This is a genomic window from Blastopirellula retiformator (genome assembly GCF_007859755.1).
Classification (GTDB): Bacteria; Planctomycetota; Planctomycetia; order Pirellulales; family Pirellulaceae; genus Blastopirellula; species Blastopirellula retiformator.
Genome location: NZ_SJPF01000005.1, coordinates 44,709 through 60,748 on the forward strand (window position 1 = coordinate 44,709; position 16,040 = coordinate 60,748).

Annotated in this window: 13 protein-coding genes; 6 read left to right on the forward strand and 7 right to left on the reverse strand. The window is 59.8% G+C overall.

What is annotated here, in order from left to right:
• Positions 1–164 precede the first annotated feature (164 nt).
• The 5 genes from polX to Enr8_RS20300 form a co-directional block, all read right to left on the reverse strand.
• A complete protein-coding gene (gene polX / locus Enr8_RS20280; protein ID WP_146435144.1) occupies positions 165–1,895 on the reverse strand; it encodes a DNA polymerase/3'-5' exonuclease PolX in 1,731 nt (576 codons plus the stop codon).
• 176 nt (positions 1,896–2,071) lie between these two features.
• On the reverse strand, positions 2,072–3,388 hold the full coding sequence (locus Enr8_RS20285) for a hypothetical protein (RefSeq protein ID WP_146435147.1): 1,317 nt from the start codon (positions 3,386–3,388) through the stop codon (positions 2,072–2,074).
• Positions 3,389–3,680: 292 nt separating this feature from the next.
• Positions 3,681–4,268 carry a P-loop NTPase family protein gene (locus Enr8_RS20290; RefSeq protein ID WP_146435150.1) on the reverse strand — a complete coding sequence of 196 codons (588 nt, stop codon included), beginning with the start codon at positions 4,266–4,268 and terminating at the stop codon, positions 3,681–3,683.
• Complete coding sequence (locus tag Enr8_RS20295) at positions 4,261–4,695, reverse strand: hypothetical protein (RefSeq protein ID WP_146435153.1); 435 nt, start codon at positions 4,693–4,695, stop codon at positions 4,261–4,263. The genes Enr8_RS20290 and Enr8_RS20295 overlap by 8 nt, the downstream gene beginning before the upstream one ends.
• A gap of 8 nt (positions 4,696–4,703) precedes the next feature.
• Positions 4,704–5,918 carry an ABC transporter ATP-binding protein gene (locus Enr8_RS20300; protein WP_146435156.1) on the reverse strand — a complete coding sequence of 405 codons (1,215 nt, stop codon included), beginning with the start codon at positions 5,916–5,918 and terminating at the stop codon, positions 4,704–4,706.
• A gap of 192 nt (positions 5,919–6,110) precedes the next feature.
• Here Enr8_RS20300 and Enr8_RS20305 point away from each other — a divergent pair, with 192 nt between their 5' ends.
• On the forward strand, positions 6,111–7,361 hold the full coding sequence (locus Enr8_RS20305) for an outer membrane protein assembly factor BamB family protein (RefSeq protein ID WP_146435159.1): 1,251 nt from the start codon (positions 6,111–6,113) through the stop codon (positions 7,359–7,361).
• An 85-nt stretch (positions 7,362–7,446) separates the two neighbouring features.
• On the opposite strand, the gene Enr8_RS20310 is transcribed toward Enr8_RS20305, so the two are convergent.
• Positions 7,447–7,716 carry a DNA-directed RNA polymerase subunit alpha C-terminal domain-containing protein gene (locus Enr8_RS20310; RefSeq protein ID WP_146435162.1) on the reverse strand — a complete coding sequence of 90 codons (270 nt, stop codon included), beginning with the start codon at positions 7,714–7,716 and terminating at the stop codon, positions 7,447–7,449.
• 224 nt (positions 7,717–7,940) lie between these two features.
• On the opposite strand from Enr8_RS20310, the gene Enr8_RS20315 reads away from it, so the two are divergent.
• The 4 genes from Enr8_RS20315 to Enr8_RS20330 all read left to right on the forward strand — a co-directional run bounded on the left by Enr8_RS20315 (position 7,941) and on the right by Enr8_RS20330 (position 13,516).
• Positions 7,941–10,220: an ATP-dependent helicase gene (locus tag Enr8_RS20315; RefSeq protein ID WP_146435165.1), complete on the forward strand. Its 2,280-nt coding sequence runs from the start codon at positions 7,941–7,943 to the stop codon at positions 10,218–10,220.
• A gap of 29 nt (positions 10,221–10,249) precedes the next feature.
• Complete coding sequence (locus Enr8_RS20320; protein WP_146435168.1) at positions 10,250–11,707, forward strand: NADH:flavin oxidoreductase; 1,458 nt, start codon at positions 10,250–10,252, stop codon at positions 11,705–11,707.
• Between the two features lie 391 nt (positions 11,708–12,098).
• A complete protein-coding gene (locus Enr8_RS20325; protein WP_146435172.1) occupies positions 12,099–13,100 on the forward strand; it encodes a DUF1559 domain-containing protein in 1,002 nt (333 codons plus the stop codon).
• Between the two features lie 20 nt (positions 13,101–13,120).
• Positions 13,121–13,516, forward strand: a complete 396-nt coding sequence (locus Enr8_RS20330; RefSeq protein WP_146435175.1) for a carboxypeptidase-like regulatory domain-containing protein — start codon at positions 13,121–13,123, stop codon at positions 13,514–13,516.
• Positions 13,517–13,551: 35 nt separating this feature from the next.
• On the opposite strand, the gene Enr8_RS20335 is transcribed toward Enr8_RS20330, so the two are convergent.
• A complete protein-coding gene (locus Enr8_RS20335; RefSeq protein WP_146435179.1) occupies positions 13,552–15,351 on the reverse strand; it encodes an outer membrane protein assembly factor BamB family protein in 1,800 nt (599 codons plus the stop codon).
• A 205-nt stretch (positions 15,352–15,556) separates the two neighbouring features.
• Between Enr8_RS20335 and Enr8_RS20340 the strand changes: the two genes are divergently transcribed.
• Positions 15,557–15,916 (forward strand): MarR family winged helix-turn-helix transcriptional regulator, encoded by a 360-nt coding sequence (locus Enr8_RS20340; protein WP_246120176.1) that lies wholly within the window; start codon positions 15,557–15,559, stop codon positions 15,914–15,916.
• Positions 15,917–16,040: the final 124 nt, after the last annotated feature.

Sequence of the window (16,040 nt, forward strand, 5' to 3'; positions counted from 1 at the left end):
GCTGGGTCTTGACCCAGCCTACGGACCGATGCGCGGCTCACTTGCGTTGCCACGCGGTGAGAGAAAATTGCGTGTGGGCAGGTTTTTGGTCCGCACAGCGGACCCTACGCCGGAGGTGGTTTTGGCCGCTTTCGGCGTTACTCCGCGGCCTGCCCTACCTCGGACTAGCGGCCGAGCATTTTTTGCATGTCGGCCCAACTGCGGGTGTTGGCGACATCCGACTTGGTTAGCCCGCCGCGGCGGGCTTGGAGGATGCCGTACCTTACTTGCAACAGACCTTCGGTCCGGTGGGCGTCGGTGTTGATCACGATCGGGATGCCACGTTGTTTGGCGGCGGCGCAGTAGACGTCGTTCAGGTCGAGACGTTTCGACGCCGCGTTCAGCTCTAGGAACTTTTTGTTGGCGATCGCCGCCTGAAAGACTTCCTCCAGGTCGACCTCGTACGGCGGCCGCACGTTGATCAACCGTCCGGTCGGGTGGGCGATCATGCAGACGTGTGGGTTCTCCAGGGCGCCGACGATGCGATCGGTGATCTGCCGCTTCGATTGGTTCTGGCCGTAGTGGACGCTGCCGATGACCCAATCGGCTTGGGCTAAGACCTCGTCGGGCAGATCCATGCCACCTTGTTCAAGGATGTCGCACTCGATTCCTTTAAGAACCTGGAAGTCGTCGTCGATCGTCTTACGAAACTCGTCGATCATCTTCCATTGCTCCAGCAGTCGATCGCCGTCGAGCCCGTTGGCCATCGATACCCGCTGCGAGTGGTCGGTGATCGCAATGTACTTCAGCCCTCTCTCGCGAGCCGCGGCGACCATCTCTTCGAGGCTGTTCGATCCATCGCTGGCATGCGTGTGCATGTGCAGGTCTCCCTGCAGGTCGCTTTCGACGATCAGATCGGGCAGCTTGCCGGACTCGGCCCAGCGAAACTCTTCACGATCTTCACGCAGTTCGGGCGGGAACCAGGGGAGATCGAGCGCGGCATAGACCTCCGCTTCTTCCTGGCCGACGACGTAGGTTTCTTCCCCGTTATCGGCGACGCGGAAGACGCCCCATTCGTTGACCTTCAGCCCCTTTTGTTTCGCGATGCTACGCACGCGGACGTTGTGTTCTTTCGAGCCGGTGAAGTACTGCATCGCAGCGCCAAACGACTCGGCCGGGACGACGCGCAAGTCGACCTGCAGACCGGTATCGAGCCGGACCGACATTTTGGTGTCGCCGCGGGCGATCGTCTCTTCGACCAGGGGGAACTCGGCGAAGCGGTCCATCACCTCTTGGGCGTCGGTCGAAACGCTCAGCAGGTCAATATCGCCGATCGTCTCTTTGCCGCGACGATAGCTGCCGGCCGGTTCGAGCCGCTCGATGCTCTTGCATCCCTTAAGATGCTTCAGCAAGTCTTGCACGACCAGATCGGCTTTCGCCCAGTAGGTGCGATCGTCGGCCGCCGCAGCGATTTTGATCCCTTTCAGGATCGTCTCTTCGGTCTTGGCGCCAAACCCTTTCAGCTCTTTAACGCGGTGGGCGACGCAGGCTCTTTCCAATTGATCGAGACTGGTCACCTTCAACTCTTTGTACAGCACGGCCGCCTTTTTGGGGCCGAGGCCTGGCACGCGCAAGATTGCCAATACCGACGCCGGGATTTTTTCGAGCATGTCGTCGAGCTGTTGTAGCTTGCCGGTGTTGACCATCGCGACGATCTTCTTCGCTAAGTCGTCGCCGATGCCGTCGAGCTTGGTCAGGTCCTCGTTCTGGTCGACCATCGTCGCCAGCGGATCGCCCATGTCGCGAATCGTGCGGGCCGCATTGCGATAGGCCCGCACGCGAAACGAATTCGCCCCGTCGAATTCCAGCAGATCGGCGAGGGTATCAAAGCGGTTGGCGATTTGTTCGTTGGTCATTCTCGGTTCCTGCGCAGCGGCGGCGTTTGGGGTCAGCCTAGCCGACGCGACCGAGGATGATCAACACCCCGCTCAGGGAATGACGAAGGACGAATGTCGAATGACGAATTCGAAAGAAAAAGCGGGGCGGACTTGGGTCGCGCCCCGCTGGGGAATTTTGGATTAGGACGCCGCAATTAGCGACCGATTTGATGCCAGCTGCTTTTCTTTTTGGCCGGGATCGAAACGGTCGGCGTTTCGTAGCTGACTTCGCGGGCATGCGGCTTGGCGACGTCGTCCCACGCGATCGGCACAATCTTGGCCGTCGGGATCAGGGCTGACTTGTCGTTCGGGTTGAGCAAGGCCGGGGCCTGATCTTGCGGCTCGGTGCGAGTCGGGAAGTAGTCAGGGTCCGGAATCGGTTTGATCAACGGGTTGATCTGCGGACGCGCGACCGTCGAAGGAGGCGTCTGCGTGGACGGAGCGGACGAAGGAGCGTACGGCGTGAAGGTCGATCCGAGCGACCGCGGCGCGGCCGGCGTGGTTGCGCCCTGCGTCGTGCTGGGGGTGGAAGTCGCTGGCGGCGGACCGAGTCGCATCATGGCGCCGGAGTTGGTCGACGGCGCCGGAGTCGGCTGCGGCGACGGTTTGATGATCGTCGCGCCCGGCGTTGGGCTCAGAACCGAGTTCCCTTCCGGAGCGACCCGCAGCGCGTTCTGGCTGCCGTAGTTGGGCTGCGTCGCTTCGCCAGGACGGAGCGCCGGCGCTTGATCGGCAGGCGAACCTCCCTGATACGGAGCGGCCTGCGGCGAGGCGCCTTGGTAAGGAGCGACCTGGTACTGCGAACTCGGCATCGGCTGGGACGTCCCCTGCGGATAGACGCCGGGTGGGTTGATCATCGAACTGGCGCCGCCACCCTGGGCCGGAACCCATTGGCCAGGCGTGCCTGGCATCGATTGGATCGGCGCCGCTTGATACGGTGACGGTGCGCCGCCGCAGCTGTTGCACGATCCCATCACCGCCGGAGCGGCTTGCATCGCGGGGGCCGATTGCATGTAGCCGACGGTGGCGCAGCTGTTGATTTGCGTCTGGACGTTTTGGATGACCGGTTTGTAGGTCGTAAACGGCACGCGCTGCGTTTCCCAGCGATAGGTCGTGCAGCCGTTGTAGGCGAGCGTCGGCGTGTTGCTGCCAGGCAGGTAGACCGAGGTCGGCTTGTAGACGGTGACCGGAACCGGCTTGTACGTGGTCGTGTACTGCGTCTCAGGGATATACCGGACCGAAGTCTGGTTTTGATAAACCGGCGCGCAACTGGTGGGCGCCGGAGGCTGGATGTAATTGACCTGATACGGCTGCGGAGGTTGGCAAGCGGTCGGCGCATAGCCGGTGGTGATGACCGGCTGAGGGGGGGCTTCGTCTTTGCCGGTTATCCAGTCGGTCAGCCAGCAGCCGGCATGAGCGGCGTCGCCGATCGACATCAGCAAAATCAGGGCCAGGATAGGGGCTCGCGACATGAGAAAGCCTTTTCTTTCGCACACATGTTTCTTGTCGCAGATCCATCGCGTTTGCTGGGGGCCAAGTCCGTGCCGCCCTGGATCGCCCAAAACACGATCCAGGGAAAGGTAGATCAGAAACCTAAGCCAGAACAGGAATTGCAGCCTGATTTCGGCGGAATTTCGCCACTTTCGGGGCGGTTGAGCCGCAGAGGAAACGAGCGCCGCTTGGGGATCTTTCGCCACATGCGAGAACTTTAGCGGTTGTGAAAAAACCGCGGAGACTTTTTGCGTCAAACGGGGCGCTGCGCCGTTACGCTCGCCGCGACTCGTACAGGTGATACAACTGGAACAACGTCTCGCGAAGGTCGCCCTGATGGCGGCGGCACATCATTCGCGCGTCGTCGGCAGTAACCAGAGGATCGACATCACGCTGTAACATCTCGGCAAGCTGAACCGCCATCTCTTCGGACGGCTGCGTGCGGTAGACGACCGGTAGGCCGATTTCTGCGTGGGCCGTTACCAAGATTCGCCGGTTCGTTAACTCTCGGATACGAGGAGCGCTCCGCCACAGGAACCAGCGTCGCTTGAGCCAAGAGAGTTGTTCAAACCCGTCGACGACTAAAATCTCGAGGTCGTCAGGCGGACTTAATGTTCCGGTAGATGGAGCGCTGCGGTGGAACGTGACCCGTCGTTCGGTCAGGCCGTACTTACGCCACAGTGGAGATAGCGTATCTAACAGCGTCGACTTGCCCGAGCCGTGCGGACCGAGGATGGCGCCCCGCCAACCGACGTCGCGGAGTCCCTCGACGATCTGCTCGGCCGACGGGTCTGAGGAGAATTGAAACGGGATCGCCCCCGGACGAACCTGCCGACTGGCGAACGGGTTCGTGCTAACCACGCGAAGCCCCGGCGCCGTTGTCGGCAGTCACGTCGCGATTGCCGCCGGCCGCCGAGGCGAGTTCAAACTCCAGCTCTTCGACCAGGTCGCGTCCCTTGCCAACGAAAACGCGAACCCGCACGACCCAGTGGATTTTGACGATCTTGCCGTTGTACGAGAGAGGACTTCGGGGCAGTCGGGTCGTCAGCGTTTGCAGACGCGTCAAATCGCCGTCGGCCTCTTCGCCGGGGACCAGCCGCACAAACTCGTGGGCCGACAGGTCTTCTTCACCGGTTCCCTCGGTATGCCAGACCACCGAGGCTTCGATCGCCGAGATGTTGACTGCCGGCAGGTTGCTGATTTCAAACCGCGCAGTCAGTTCGTCGTCGGCCGCGTATTGTCGCGAAGGCCGATCGAGCGAGATCGTGATGTGCGGTTCGTCCGTCATGCGCGTTGTTAGACCGGCGGATAAACGATGATCGGAAAGCTGCGCACCTGGCGACCGGCGCCTTTGGCGTCGAGATCGACCAGCAGCTTCCAGTGGACGGCGTTGTGGCTCGATTTAAACGAGTGCATCGCCGCAGGGGGTATCTGAAAGTGTAATTGCTCTTCAAACGGGGCGCCGGGACGAACCACCAACCCGCGGAAATTCGCGACTTCGGCGTCGTAGACCTTGGCGGTCTCGGTCCGGACGTCGGTCCCATGCAGAAAAGTCGCCTCCTCTTCGCAGACCAGCGTAACCCGCATCTTCTTGATGTGCATCCGTCCCGCTTGCGACAGGTGCAGTTTGTAGTCGCGTCCCGGCAAAAGCGGATGGTTGGAGATTTCGATATACGTCGGGCCGACGCGGGTATGCAGCGCGATCTGGCGGAGGAAATGGTAGATCGACCAGACGCCGACCGCGATCGCCGCAATCGTCAGCAAGATCAGAAACCAGTTCGGCTCGCGGCGCTCGAGATCGGCGATCGCCGCCAGGGCGAAAACCGCCGTCATGCCGCTCCAGATCAAACTGAATAGCAGCGTGGCGAACAACCACCACGCCGGCGAAACTTCGATCGGCAAGCGATAGGCCAAGCGAACGCCGGGGCTGTTGGTCAGGTTGTCGCCGCTAGGAATATTGGGATAGGCGGACGGGGGCAACAGATCGCCGATCAATTCGATCTTCTGCGCACTTTTCGCAAGGGCCGATCGCCGCTCGGCCGAAGCGCCAAACAGCAGCAGCGTATAGAACATGCCGATCGCGCCGATCGTTGCAAACGAGGCGAAGACGAGCAGCACGATCCATAGGGCGAAACTGGTCGAACGCCGCAGGATCACCGTCGACGGATCATACGATGCGTACCAACAAGGATATTCCCAGCCCGGACGGAAGCCGGCGACGATCTGCTCGGCCGTTTCGCGATCGGAGTACCAGGTCGGATTGCGGCGATAGGTCCAGCCGTAATAGTCGTCCTTTTTGGTGTGGACATGGACCAGGATCATCGGCTGATAGCGAACTTCGCCGCCATCCAGCTGTTTCTCGCCGAGATTGGTCTCCATTACGACGCATTTTCCCGAGACGTAGGTCGCTTCCGGAAACAGATAGGTCGCCACGACCGATTCGAACGCAATCGACGCCACCACCGCGACCAGGCCAATCGAGCCCAGAAACAGCAGTGAAGCGAAAAACATCGCCTCACCCACGCTTCCGATAAGCTTGGAGCCTGTGCGACGTTTGCCTCGTTTTTTCTCCCACAGTCGGGGCCAGCGGGCCATGCGCGAGTCGGTCCTCAAAGATTGGCAGCAAGTCGAATGCTGGGTGGAGTCGTTCCGGTACGCTAAAATATAGTCCTACTGACCCTTTCGCTACAGGATGCCGGGCCGATGATCTGCTTACGAAACGCGCTATTTTTCCTTACGATCCCCCTAATCGCCGCGGTCAGCCAAGCTGGCGAATGGCCGCAGATCCTGGGTCCGACCCGCAATGGCGTCGCCGAAGGGGAAAAATTGGACGATACTTGGCCGGCTGACGGGCCGCCGCTGGTCTGGAAAAAATCGGTCGGCGCCGGTTACGCCGGGCCGGTCCTCTCCGAGGGGCAGGTCATCTTGTTCCATCGGGTCGGCAATCTCGAGGTGGTCGAGTCGCTCGATCTGCAAACCGGCGACAAGAAGTGGAGCACCAGCTTTGACGCAACCTATCAGGGATCGATCGTGCGGGACAATGGGCCCCGCTGCACGCCGCTGATCGTGGGCGACGCCGTGGTGCTATTGGGCGCCGGCGGCAATCTGTACTGCGTCGATTTCGCCACCGGCAAACGCCTCTGGGATGTTGACCTGGTCGAGAACTATGGCGCCCAGGAGGGATACTTCGGATTTGGCAGTACGCCGATTGCTATCGACGGCGCCCTGCTGGTCAACGTCGGCGGTCGTAATGGCGCCGGCATCGTCGCGTTCGATTTGCAATCCGGGCGAGAAAAATGGAGGGCGACCAACTTCGCCGCCAGTTACGCGGCCCCGTCGTCGGTCAAGATTGGCGACAAGACCTGGGCGATCTTCGTGACGCGGCTCGACGCCTGTTTGATCGATCCGCAAACGGGCGCGATTGGCTTTCAGTTTCCCTTTGGGATGCGGGGGCCGACGGTTAACGGCGCGACGCCGATCACTTGGGGCGATCATCTCTTCGTCACCTCCAGCTATGGCGTGGGGGCAAAGCTGGTCAAGTTTACCGACCGCAATGCGCAGGTGCTGTGGGCCAGCGACAGTTCGCTCTCGAGTCAGTACAACACGCCGATTTATCTGGATGGCGCCTTGTATGGAATTAACGGCCGCGAAGACGTTGGCGCCGCTTCATTGACATGCGTTGATGCGATGACCGGCAAAGTCCACTGGACGCAGCAAGATTTTGGGACGGCGCATTTGATCTTGGCCGACGGCAAGTTGATTGCGATCGCCAATGACGGCGTCGTCTATTTATTGAAACCCGATACGAAACAGTTTCGACAGTTGGCCCGCTTTGACGGTTTCCGCGATGTGCCGCGGGCTGTGCCGGCGCTCTCTGGCGGACTATTGGTCGCCCGCGATACGGCAGACGCAGGACGTGGGCAGCTGAAGTGCTTTCGCGTCGGCAAGAAATAAAGGAAGCCCGCGGTCGAGGACGATCGACCGCGGGCTTTGTACGCTTCTCTGAATGAATTGTGCGCTCCTCGCGCGGGCTGGTCGACTAGACCGCCATCGCTTGACGAGCTTTGCGGTAAAAACCGATGCTCTCCAGCGAGGCGTAGACTTCTTCAAGCGTCTTCTCACCGAAGTTCGAGATGCTGAGGAGGTCTGCACGCGTGCAGTTGAGGAGGTCTCGAACGGTGAAAATGCCACGTTCTTCGAGACAATTCGTCGTGCGAACCGTGAGGCCGATTTCCGCGGTGCTCATTTCGAGCTTGGACATCAAGCTTTCGGATTCTTGAGCAGCAGCATTCAGAGGAATTCGCGTCATGGGTTCCCTCCCAGGCAATAGAGTGGAGAATGGTTACGGTTCTTCCCTGGAACCGTTATTTGGGTCATTCGATGGCGGCGACTGCGGCGCCACGTCCCTCGAACTTGAGTTAATATACTCGTCGCGCCAGGTTTGCACAGGACTTTACAAAAGATTTACGGGAACAACACCCGTAGTGCTAGCACTTGGTCGTCAACCAATCACCTCCTTTCAGCACGTAACGGATGACAGCAGATCCCCATCAATCGCTTACCGATCCGCAGCGCGAAGCGGTGTTGCACGTCGACGGACCGCTGCTGGTCTTGGCAGGTCCTGGTAGCGGCAAGACGCGAGTTATTACGCATCGAATCGCCAATTTGTTGTCCTGTGGGGTTCGCGCTTCCAACATCGCAGCGCTTACCTTCACCAACAAAGCGGCCGACGAAATGCGGTCTCGGCTGGATCGCTTGGCGCCGGGCGAACATGTTTCGATCGGAACGTTCCACCGTTTTTGCGCGCGACTCTTGCGGCAATACGCAGAGTATCGGGGCCTGCAGCCGAACTACACGATCTACGACGCCAGCGACTCTTTGTCGCTGCTGAAGCGAACGATTCGCGAGACCGACGTCCAGCTGACGCACGCCACTCCGGAGCAGGTCGCCTCGGCGATCAGCTGGGCCAAGAACCATCTGATCACCGCCGATCGCTACACCGGCGGGGTAAACGCGACCGGCTCGATCGTCGAGCGGGTTTATCCCAAGTACCAAGCGGCCCTGCAGCAGGCCAACGCGGTCGACTTCGACGATCTGTTGATGCATGTGACGTTGCTGCTAAAAGAAAACGAAGAGCTGCGGTCTTCGCTCGACGATCGCTTTCGCTACATCCTGGTTGACGAATACCAAGACACCAACCTGCCGCAGTACGCCATCGTGCGGGCCCTGTCGATCAATCACCCGAACTTGGGCGTGACCGGCGATCCCGACCAATCGATCTATGGCTGGCGCGGCGCCAATCTGAAGAACATTCTGGAGTTTGAAAGCGACTTCCCTGATGTGAAGGTCGTCCGGCTTGAGCAGAACTACCGCAGCACGCCCAACATCTTGTCGGTCGCCGACGCCCTGATCGCCAACAACAAGCAGCGAAAGAAGAAGTCGCTGTTTACCGACAATCCGCCCGGCAAGGCGGTCCGCCTGATCCAATACTCGACGCACAAAGAAGAAGCCCAGGCGATCGCCGCTCGGATTTCGGCCAACGTCGCGCAAGGCAAACGGCGACCGCGCGACTACGCCATCTTCTATCGCATCAACGCGTTGTCACGGACCTTTGAAGATGCGCTGCGTCAGCAAGGGGTGCCGTACAAGATCGTCAGCGGGGTCGAGTTCTATCACCGCAAAGAGATCAAGGATCTGCTCGCTTACGCGCTGCTAATGAACAATCCCCGCGACGACGTGGCGTTTGAACGAATCGTCAACGTCCCGCGGCGGGCGATTGGCAAAGCGACGCTGCTGAAGCTGCGGGTGCACGCAGCGATGGAAGGGATTTCGATGCTCGACGCGGCTCGCGAAGCGGGCATGGTCGACGGGCTCGGCAATCGCGGCGCGGTGGCGCTGGCGAAATTTGTCGCCCTGTTCGATCGACTGTCGACGAAGATCAACGATCCGGTCGAAGAGATCCTTGGGTTCATCCTTTCCGAGACCGAGTTCAAAAAGCAGTACGAAGATTCGGACGACGTCGAAGACCAGAGCCGGCTCGAAAATATCGAAGAGCTCCTTTCTTCAGCCCGCGAGTACGACGCCGAGCATCCGCATGACGGTACGCTGGAGCACTACCTGGAAGAAAAGACGCTGGTCAACGAGACCGACGACTTTGACGCCGAACTCGACCGCGTCACCCTGATGACGCTGCATGCGGCAAAGGGGCTGGAGTTTCCGGTCGTCCATATTGTGGCGATCGAGCAAGGGCTGCTGCCGCACGAGCGATCCCGCGAGAATCCGGACCAGTTGGAAGAAGAGCGGCGGTTGTTGTTTGTGGGGATCACCCGGGCCGAAGAAGAGCTCGACATCAGTCTGGCCCGGTATCGCGACTTCCGCGGGAAGCGGAATATGACGATTCCGAGTCCGTTTTTGATGGAATTGCCGCGGGAGGAGATGGAAGTCACCGAAGAGCAGACCGCCTTTGGAGGGGATTTGAGCTACGAAGAGACTTACTTCCCCGAATTTCCCATATCGGGCCAAACGTCACTCGATCCGCCAAGACCGACGCCGCCGCTCGGGATTACAAATATACGTACGGCCGCTGATCTGTTAGGCGATCGAGGAGACGAGGCGAAACCGCGCGTCGAACCGAACGCTTTTGTACAGGGAATGGTCGTCACCCACGACGAGTATGGACTTGGCAAGATCGTCGCCCTGAGCGGCGAAGGCGCCAAGCGAACCGCGACGGTGCGGTTTGCCGGAGGGGCAGGGGAGAAGAAGTTCCGCCTGGCCTACAGTCCGCTCCGACCTGCCAACTCCAACCGGCCGTAGTCGCACGGCGTCGTCCCGAAGAGAGTTTTGTGAAGTACGAAAAGATCGCCCAGCTGAAATCGGTAGAAACGTTTCGCCAGCGGCTGCAGACCCTGGGGATCTCGCTGCCCTGTGACGATCAAATCTTGACGGCCGAAGCGGGTTCGCCGCTCGCCGAGCCGGTGAAGTGGGGAAACCTGACTGCCGGAAATCGCTGGACGATTCATCCGATGGAAGGTTGGGACGCCAACCACGACGGCTCGCCGACCGAACTGACGCTCCGCCGCTGGCACAACTTTGGGCTCTCGGGCGCCAAGATGATCTGGGGAGGCGAAGCGGCGGCCGTTCAGCCGGATGGTCGCGCCAATCCTCGTCAAACGATGGCGATCGATAGCAACATTGACGGACTCGCCCAGCTGCGCGGCGCCGCGCTAAACGCTCATCACGAAGCGTTCGGCTCAACCGACGATCTGATCATCGGTTTGCAACTGACGCACTCGGGCCGCTTTTGTCGCCCCAGTCCTGACAACCAATTGCGTCCCCGGATCGCCTATCACCATCCGCTGCTCGACCCGAAGTTTCATATCGAACCGGGCGACGACTCCGTCGTTTGGACCGACGACGAGATCGAAGGTTTAATCGACAGCTACGTCAATGCGGCGCGGCTGGCCCGCGAAGTTGGCTATCAGTTTGTCGACGTCAAGGCGTGTCACGGCTATCTACTGCACGAGTTCCTGGGAGCGCGGCTGCGGCCAGGCAAATTCGGCGGCGACTTTGAGGGGCGGACCCGCGTGCTGAAGACGATTATTCAGCGGGTCAAGTCAGAACTGCCTGGCATCGAAGTCGGCGTTCGCTTGAGTGCGTTCGATTTCGTCCCGTATCAACAGGGAGACGCGGTTGGCCAGCCGATGGACTTCACTGGCTGTCTGCCGTACCAATGCGGATTCGGATCCAGTCCCGACAACCCGCTGGAGATCGACCTGACCGAGCCGATTCGCTTGATTCGCGAACTGGGAGAACTGGGCGTCATCGGCGTCAACATCAGCTGCGGCAGTCCCTACTACAATCCGCACATCCAGCGGCCGGCGATCTTCCCGCCGAGCGACGGTTATCAGCCGCCCGAGGATCCGCTGGTGGGCGTCGCGCGAATGATCGACGTTGCCCGGCAATGTAAAGAAGCGGCGCCTGACGTGACGATGGTCGCGACTGGTTTCACCTACTTGCAAGATTATTTGCCGCATGTCGCCCAAGCGGTGGTCCGCGAAGGTTGGGTCGACAGCGTCGGCCTAGGCCGAATGGTTCTATCGTTCCCCGATCTGCCGGCAGCGACGCTGTTGGAAGGGGAAATGAAGCGGAAGAAGGTGTGCCGGACCTTCAGCGACTGCACCACCGCGCCGCGCAACGGGATGGTCTCGGGCTGCTATCCGCTCGATCCGTTCTACAAAGATCGGGACGAAGCGAAGAAGATGCGCGAGTTGAAGAAGGCGCAAGTTCCGACTGGCGCTTAGCAAGCGATCGGACGCGTCAACAGCGGCGAACGACTTTTCTCAATAGATCTAGCGACGGCGATGTTGGAAACAGTGCCGCTGGGAGTCGCCGTAGAGCGTAACTGCCTGTTGAAAAATGCCATCGTGGCATTTTCCAACCTCGCCAGGCTCAGAGCATAGCTCTTCGCGGCTCGCAAAATAACGACGTAAGTCGTTATTTTGGGATCGCATCCGTGCGATCACGCAGTCCGTCGAGAAAATCAACGGACTGGTAAGGAATCAAACGATCCTGGGCTGCTGCGCACAGAGGTTATCAGTTGGCCGGCGTATTCGGCATGAATTGTGTAGTTTTTCGGTTTACGATGCGCCTGAAACATCTTTTGGGCTCATTTTATTTCTAGGAACTCCGCTTATGGTCAAGAAATCTGGTTTCACACTTGTTGAATTGCTAGTGGTGATCGCCATCATCGGCGTCTTAATCGCGTTATTGCTACCGGCAGTACAGCAGGCGCGTGAATCGGCTCGGCGAATGCAGTGCTCGAATAATCTCAAACAATTGTCGCTCGCACTGCACAATTACCACGACGTGCACCAAGTCTTTCCGCCGGCGGCGCTAATGCCTTCCTCCGACCGGAAAGGGGGCGCCTCATGGTTGACGCGCCTGTTGCCGCAAATGGAGCAAAACGCCGCCTACGACCAGATGACCTTTGTTGACACCGACTGGACCGATCAGATCGGGCCGAACCGGAACTGGCAGGTTACCAGCACCCTGCGAGTCCCAGCGCTGAATTGTCCGTCGAGTCCCATGGAGACGACCCGGAAGCGAGCGACCTCTGCCGGTACCCAGGCCCTGGGCGCCCCGACCGAAATCGAATACCAGGTCGCTGACTATGTCGGCAACGGCGGCAGCTATTTCAGCGGCGCCAACGTGAATCAAGACGTCCAACCGGGTGAGTGGGGCATCTACGGCTATGTGACTTGGAACGGAACGCTCGTTTCCATCGACGAAAAGAATTCGCAGGCGATCGGGTTCCGCGATATCGTCGACGGAACCAGCAACACCATTACCATCGGCGAGCAGTCCAGCTTCTACAATGGGCCATCGTGTGCTGCAGGAAACTGCGACTGGCGCGGCGGCAACTGGGATGGCGGAGCATGGTCTTGCGGCGTCGGAGGTTGGGACGAATGGTGGCTGAACGTCGCCACGATTCGACATGGCATCAACTGGAACGGGACCGGTATCGGCCACAATCAGCCTTACTATCGTCATACGATTTTCCGTTCGCAGCATCCCGGCGGGGCCCAAATGGCTCGTGCCGATGGATCGGTGGCGTTCTACGCCGAAACGACCGGTCTGCAAACGTTGATGTCGCTGTTTGACCGTGCCGATGGCGCCGTTATCTACAACGACTAGCTAACGAATTGGAGAGTCAGATGAACTATCAAATCTGGTTAGTCGGATTATCGTGCGCCCTCTTGTTAGGTTGTGGAGCGAAGGGGCCAAAGTTGGCGCCGCTGGAGGGACTTGTGACCAATAACGGAACGCCGATGGCGGGCATGAACGTCACGTTTTCTCCACAAAAGGATGGCGCCGCATCGTGGGGAATCACCGACGCCGACGGAAAATTTAGCCTGAACTACATTGATGGTCGCCAAGGAGTCCTGCCCGGCGAGCATCTGGTTTCCATTTCTGGGGGCGATCCCCTCGCTGGCGATGGAACCTCCTCGCGAGCCTCTCGACGAGCGAAACGCCCCCGCGAATTCCGACAAGTGTTCGAGGTCGCCGCCGACCAAACGTTCGTCGAGATTGATCTAGCGGCGAAGAAATAATTCGCGTTGTTGAAGTTCGGCAACGAGGCTGGCGACTAATCGTCGGCCTCGTTTTTTTCTTGCCAATCCCGCAGCTGGAAACAGACCATCTCTTCGCCATTGCGAACGTAGAGCTTGCCAGCGGCGATGACTGGATGGTTCCACGTCTTGTTCTCGAAGACGCGGAACTTGGTGATCTCGTCATGCCCTTCCGGCGTAGCGTGAATCAGGGCCAGCTCGCCATCTTCGCTGACGATTACCAGCACCTTGGCCTCTTCGACCAACAGCGCCTGGCCGTGACCATAGCGGCCTCCTTTCCAGACGCGATCGCCGGTGGCGACGTCGACGCAGGTAAAGATCCGATCGTCAAAGCCGTAGAAGTGCCCATCCAGCTGAACGAAGTCGTTGAAGTAGGGCTTTAAGTTGCGAGACGTCCATTCTTCAGTCGCCGACCAGTTTTCGTCCGCGTGCCCCACGTCGATCTTGCGGGTGCCCATTCCTAGGCCGGTGCCGACGAAGACCGAGTCATCGACAATCTGCGGCTGCACGACGCGATTGCCGGGCTCAATGTCCCATTCGTTTTCCCACAGCACTTCCCCCGCCGGCGAAATCCCCTGTACGCCCCAGTCGGTCACCATCACGATCTGGTCGTCGCTGGCCAGGGTCGCCAGATGGGGCGAGCAATAGCTGTGTTTTCCTTTGCCTGCGGTCCATTGCTGCTGCCCGGTCTCGGCATCGTAGGCGACGACCGCTTTGCCGGCGCCCGCCTGATCGCCGGCGAAGGCGATCACCAAATTGCCGACGATCAAAGGGGACCCGGCGAATCCCCATTCGGGCGTCTTCGCATTGAGGTCCTCGACCAGGTCCCGTTTCCAGATTTCGGCTCCGTCGACCGCGTTGATGCAAGAGACGAAACCGGAACCTCCTTGCGAGTAGAGCTTGCCGTTGTGAAAGGTAGGCGTTGCCCGCGGTCCCGGCCCGGCGAGCGGTTCTTCGAAGCGGGTCTCGATCGCGTATTGCCAAACGGGATCGCCGGTCGCCGCGTCGTAACAGGTGACGAGCTCTTCTTCGCCCCGCTGCTCCTGGGTTAGGATTTGTCCTCCCACGACGCAGAACGACGACCAGCCGGGGCCGACTTTTTTCCGCCAGACCTCTTGCGGCGGCTGTTTGTCCCAATCGGTGGCGAAGGAGACGCCGCGAACGACGCCATCACGGTTGGGACCACGAAACCCAGGCCAGAACGAAGTCGCCGCGGCAAGCGCCTCGGCGTCGGGCGCGCTATTTGCGGCAGGCGTCTCCTGCATTTCGGCCAGCAGCGTCTCTTCGTTGGTCGGGCTCCAGCGAGTGGCGAAGTCGGCGGTGATCGTTCCCCGCACTCCTTCCATCCGCGCTGCCAGAGCGAAGACGGTCGCCGTCACCATCACGGCGACCAGCGCCGCACGTTGGACGGGCCAACCAAGCGGCATCGCCAACAGGGCGACCAGCCCGCCGGCGACGATCGTCCAGGGAAAGATCACCACGCCCAAGACCATGGCGTTCATCGTGGGGTGGGCGCCGAAGATGCCGATCAAGACTAGGGCCGTCACCAGCGCGATCGCCACCAGGCGTTCCTTCCAAGGGATGCGCGAAAATGCGACCAACCACAGCGCTGTCAGCCCCATTGCGATGAGCGCTCCCCACATCAGCGACATAAAATGGAACAGGGTGCTGGGAGCGATTTGTCCCGGAATGGTAATCGTCGCCAACAGCAGCGCGGCGATCACGATCAGCGGCCACGTGCGCGGACGGGGGGACGGCGCCGCCGCTGCGGTAGCGGAATCGTCGATTTCCGGGGGATTTGTCGAGTTATCACTCATTTTAACGCTCCTGATATCGCCGCCATGGGGTGAATTCGCTATCGATAAGGTTGCGAAACGCAGCTATGCGGAAATTTATAGACCGGTACACAATTTGTCAATCAAGCGCCAATCAAGTTTTCGAGAAGCGATTTTGAAATCAGAAGAAGTAGCCGAGAAAATCGGGCGTTTTGGCAAAGCATTTTCTCAATGGCTGGAAATGGAAATGGCCGCCGCCGGCACGACTGCGTCCCGAGCACGACTGCTGTACGCGCTGAAGTGCGGCGGCACCAGCAAGATGAGCGACTTGAGTCATCGCCTGCAGGTAACGCCCCGCAATATCACGAAGCTGGTCGACGCCTTGCAAAGCGAAGGACTGGTCGAGCGAAACCCGCATCCCGAAGATCGCCGGGCGACCTTAATTTCGCTGACTGATCGCGGCATGTTGACGGTGAAAGAGACGATTCTGAAGAACGACGTTGTCCTCGAATTGTTTGAAGAACTGCCGGATGGCGATCGGGTCGAATTGGGGCGAATTCTGGAGCAATTGCTGGCCGGACTGACGCGACGAGGGTTCTCGGCATAGGGTGCGAATGGCGCAGCTGGCGCGATAAGTCTTTCGCACTCACAATAGTCGATAACCGTTAAATGTGTCTTAACGGGGGTGATATGGCCGTTTGTGTGAGAATTTTCGCCAAAGCTTGACACGA

Coding starts and splice junctions, on each gene's coding strand:
- polX (WP_146435144.1), bottom strand. CDS start 1,895: ATGACCAACGAACAAATCGCCAACCGCTTTGATACCCTCGCCGATCTG.
- Enr8_RS20285 (WP_146435147.1), bottom strand. CDS start 3,388: ATGTCGCGAGCCCCTATCCTGGCCCTGATTTTGCTGATGTCGATCGGC.
- Enr8_RS20305 (WP_146435159.1), top strand. CDS start 6,111: ATGATCTGCTTACGAAACGCGCTATTTTTCCTTACGATCCCCCTAATC.
- Enr8_RS20330 (WP_146435175.1), top strand. CDS start 13,121: ATGAACTATCAAATCTGGTTAGTCGGATTATCGTGCGCCCTCTTGTTA.
- Enr8_RS20335 (WP_146435179.1), bottom strand. CDS start 15,351: ATGAGTGATAACTCGACAAATCCCCCGGAAATCGACGATTCCGCTACC.
- Enr8_RS20325 (WP_146435172.1), top strand. CDS start 12,099: ATGGTCAAGAAATCTGGTTTCACACTTGTTGAATTGCTAGTGGTGATC.
- Enr8_RS20295 (WP_146435153.1), bottom strand. CDS start 4,695: ATGACGGACGAACCGCACATCACGATCTCGCTCGATCGGCCTTCGCGA.
- Enr8_RS20300 (WP_146435156.1), bottom strand. CDS start 5,918: ATGTTTTTCGCTTCACTGCTGTTTCTGGGCTCGATTGGCCTGGTCGCG.
- Enr8_RS20340 (WP_246120176.1), top strand. CDS start 15,557: ATGGCCGCCGCCGGCACGACTGCGTCCCGAGCACGACTGCTGTACGCG.
- Enr8_RS20315 (WP_146435165.1), top strand. CDS start 7,941: ATGACAGCAGATCCCCATCAATCGCTTACCGATCCGCAGCGCGAAGCG.
- Enr8_RS20310 (WP_146435162.1), bottom strand. CDS start 7,716: ATGACGCGAATTCCTCTGAATGCTGCTGCTCAAGAATCCGAAAGCTTG.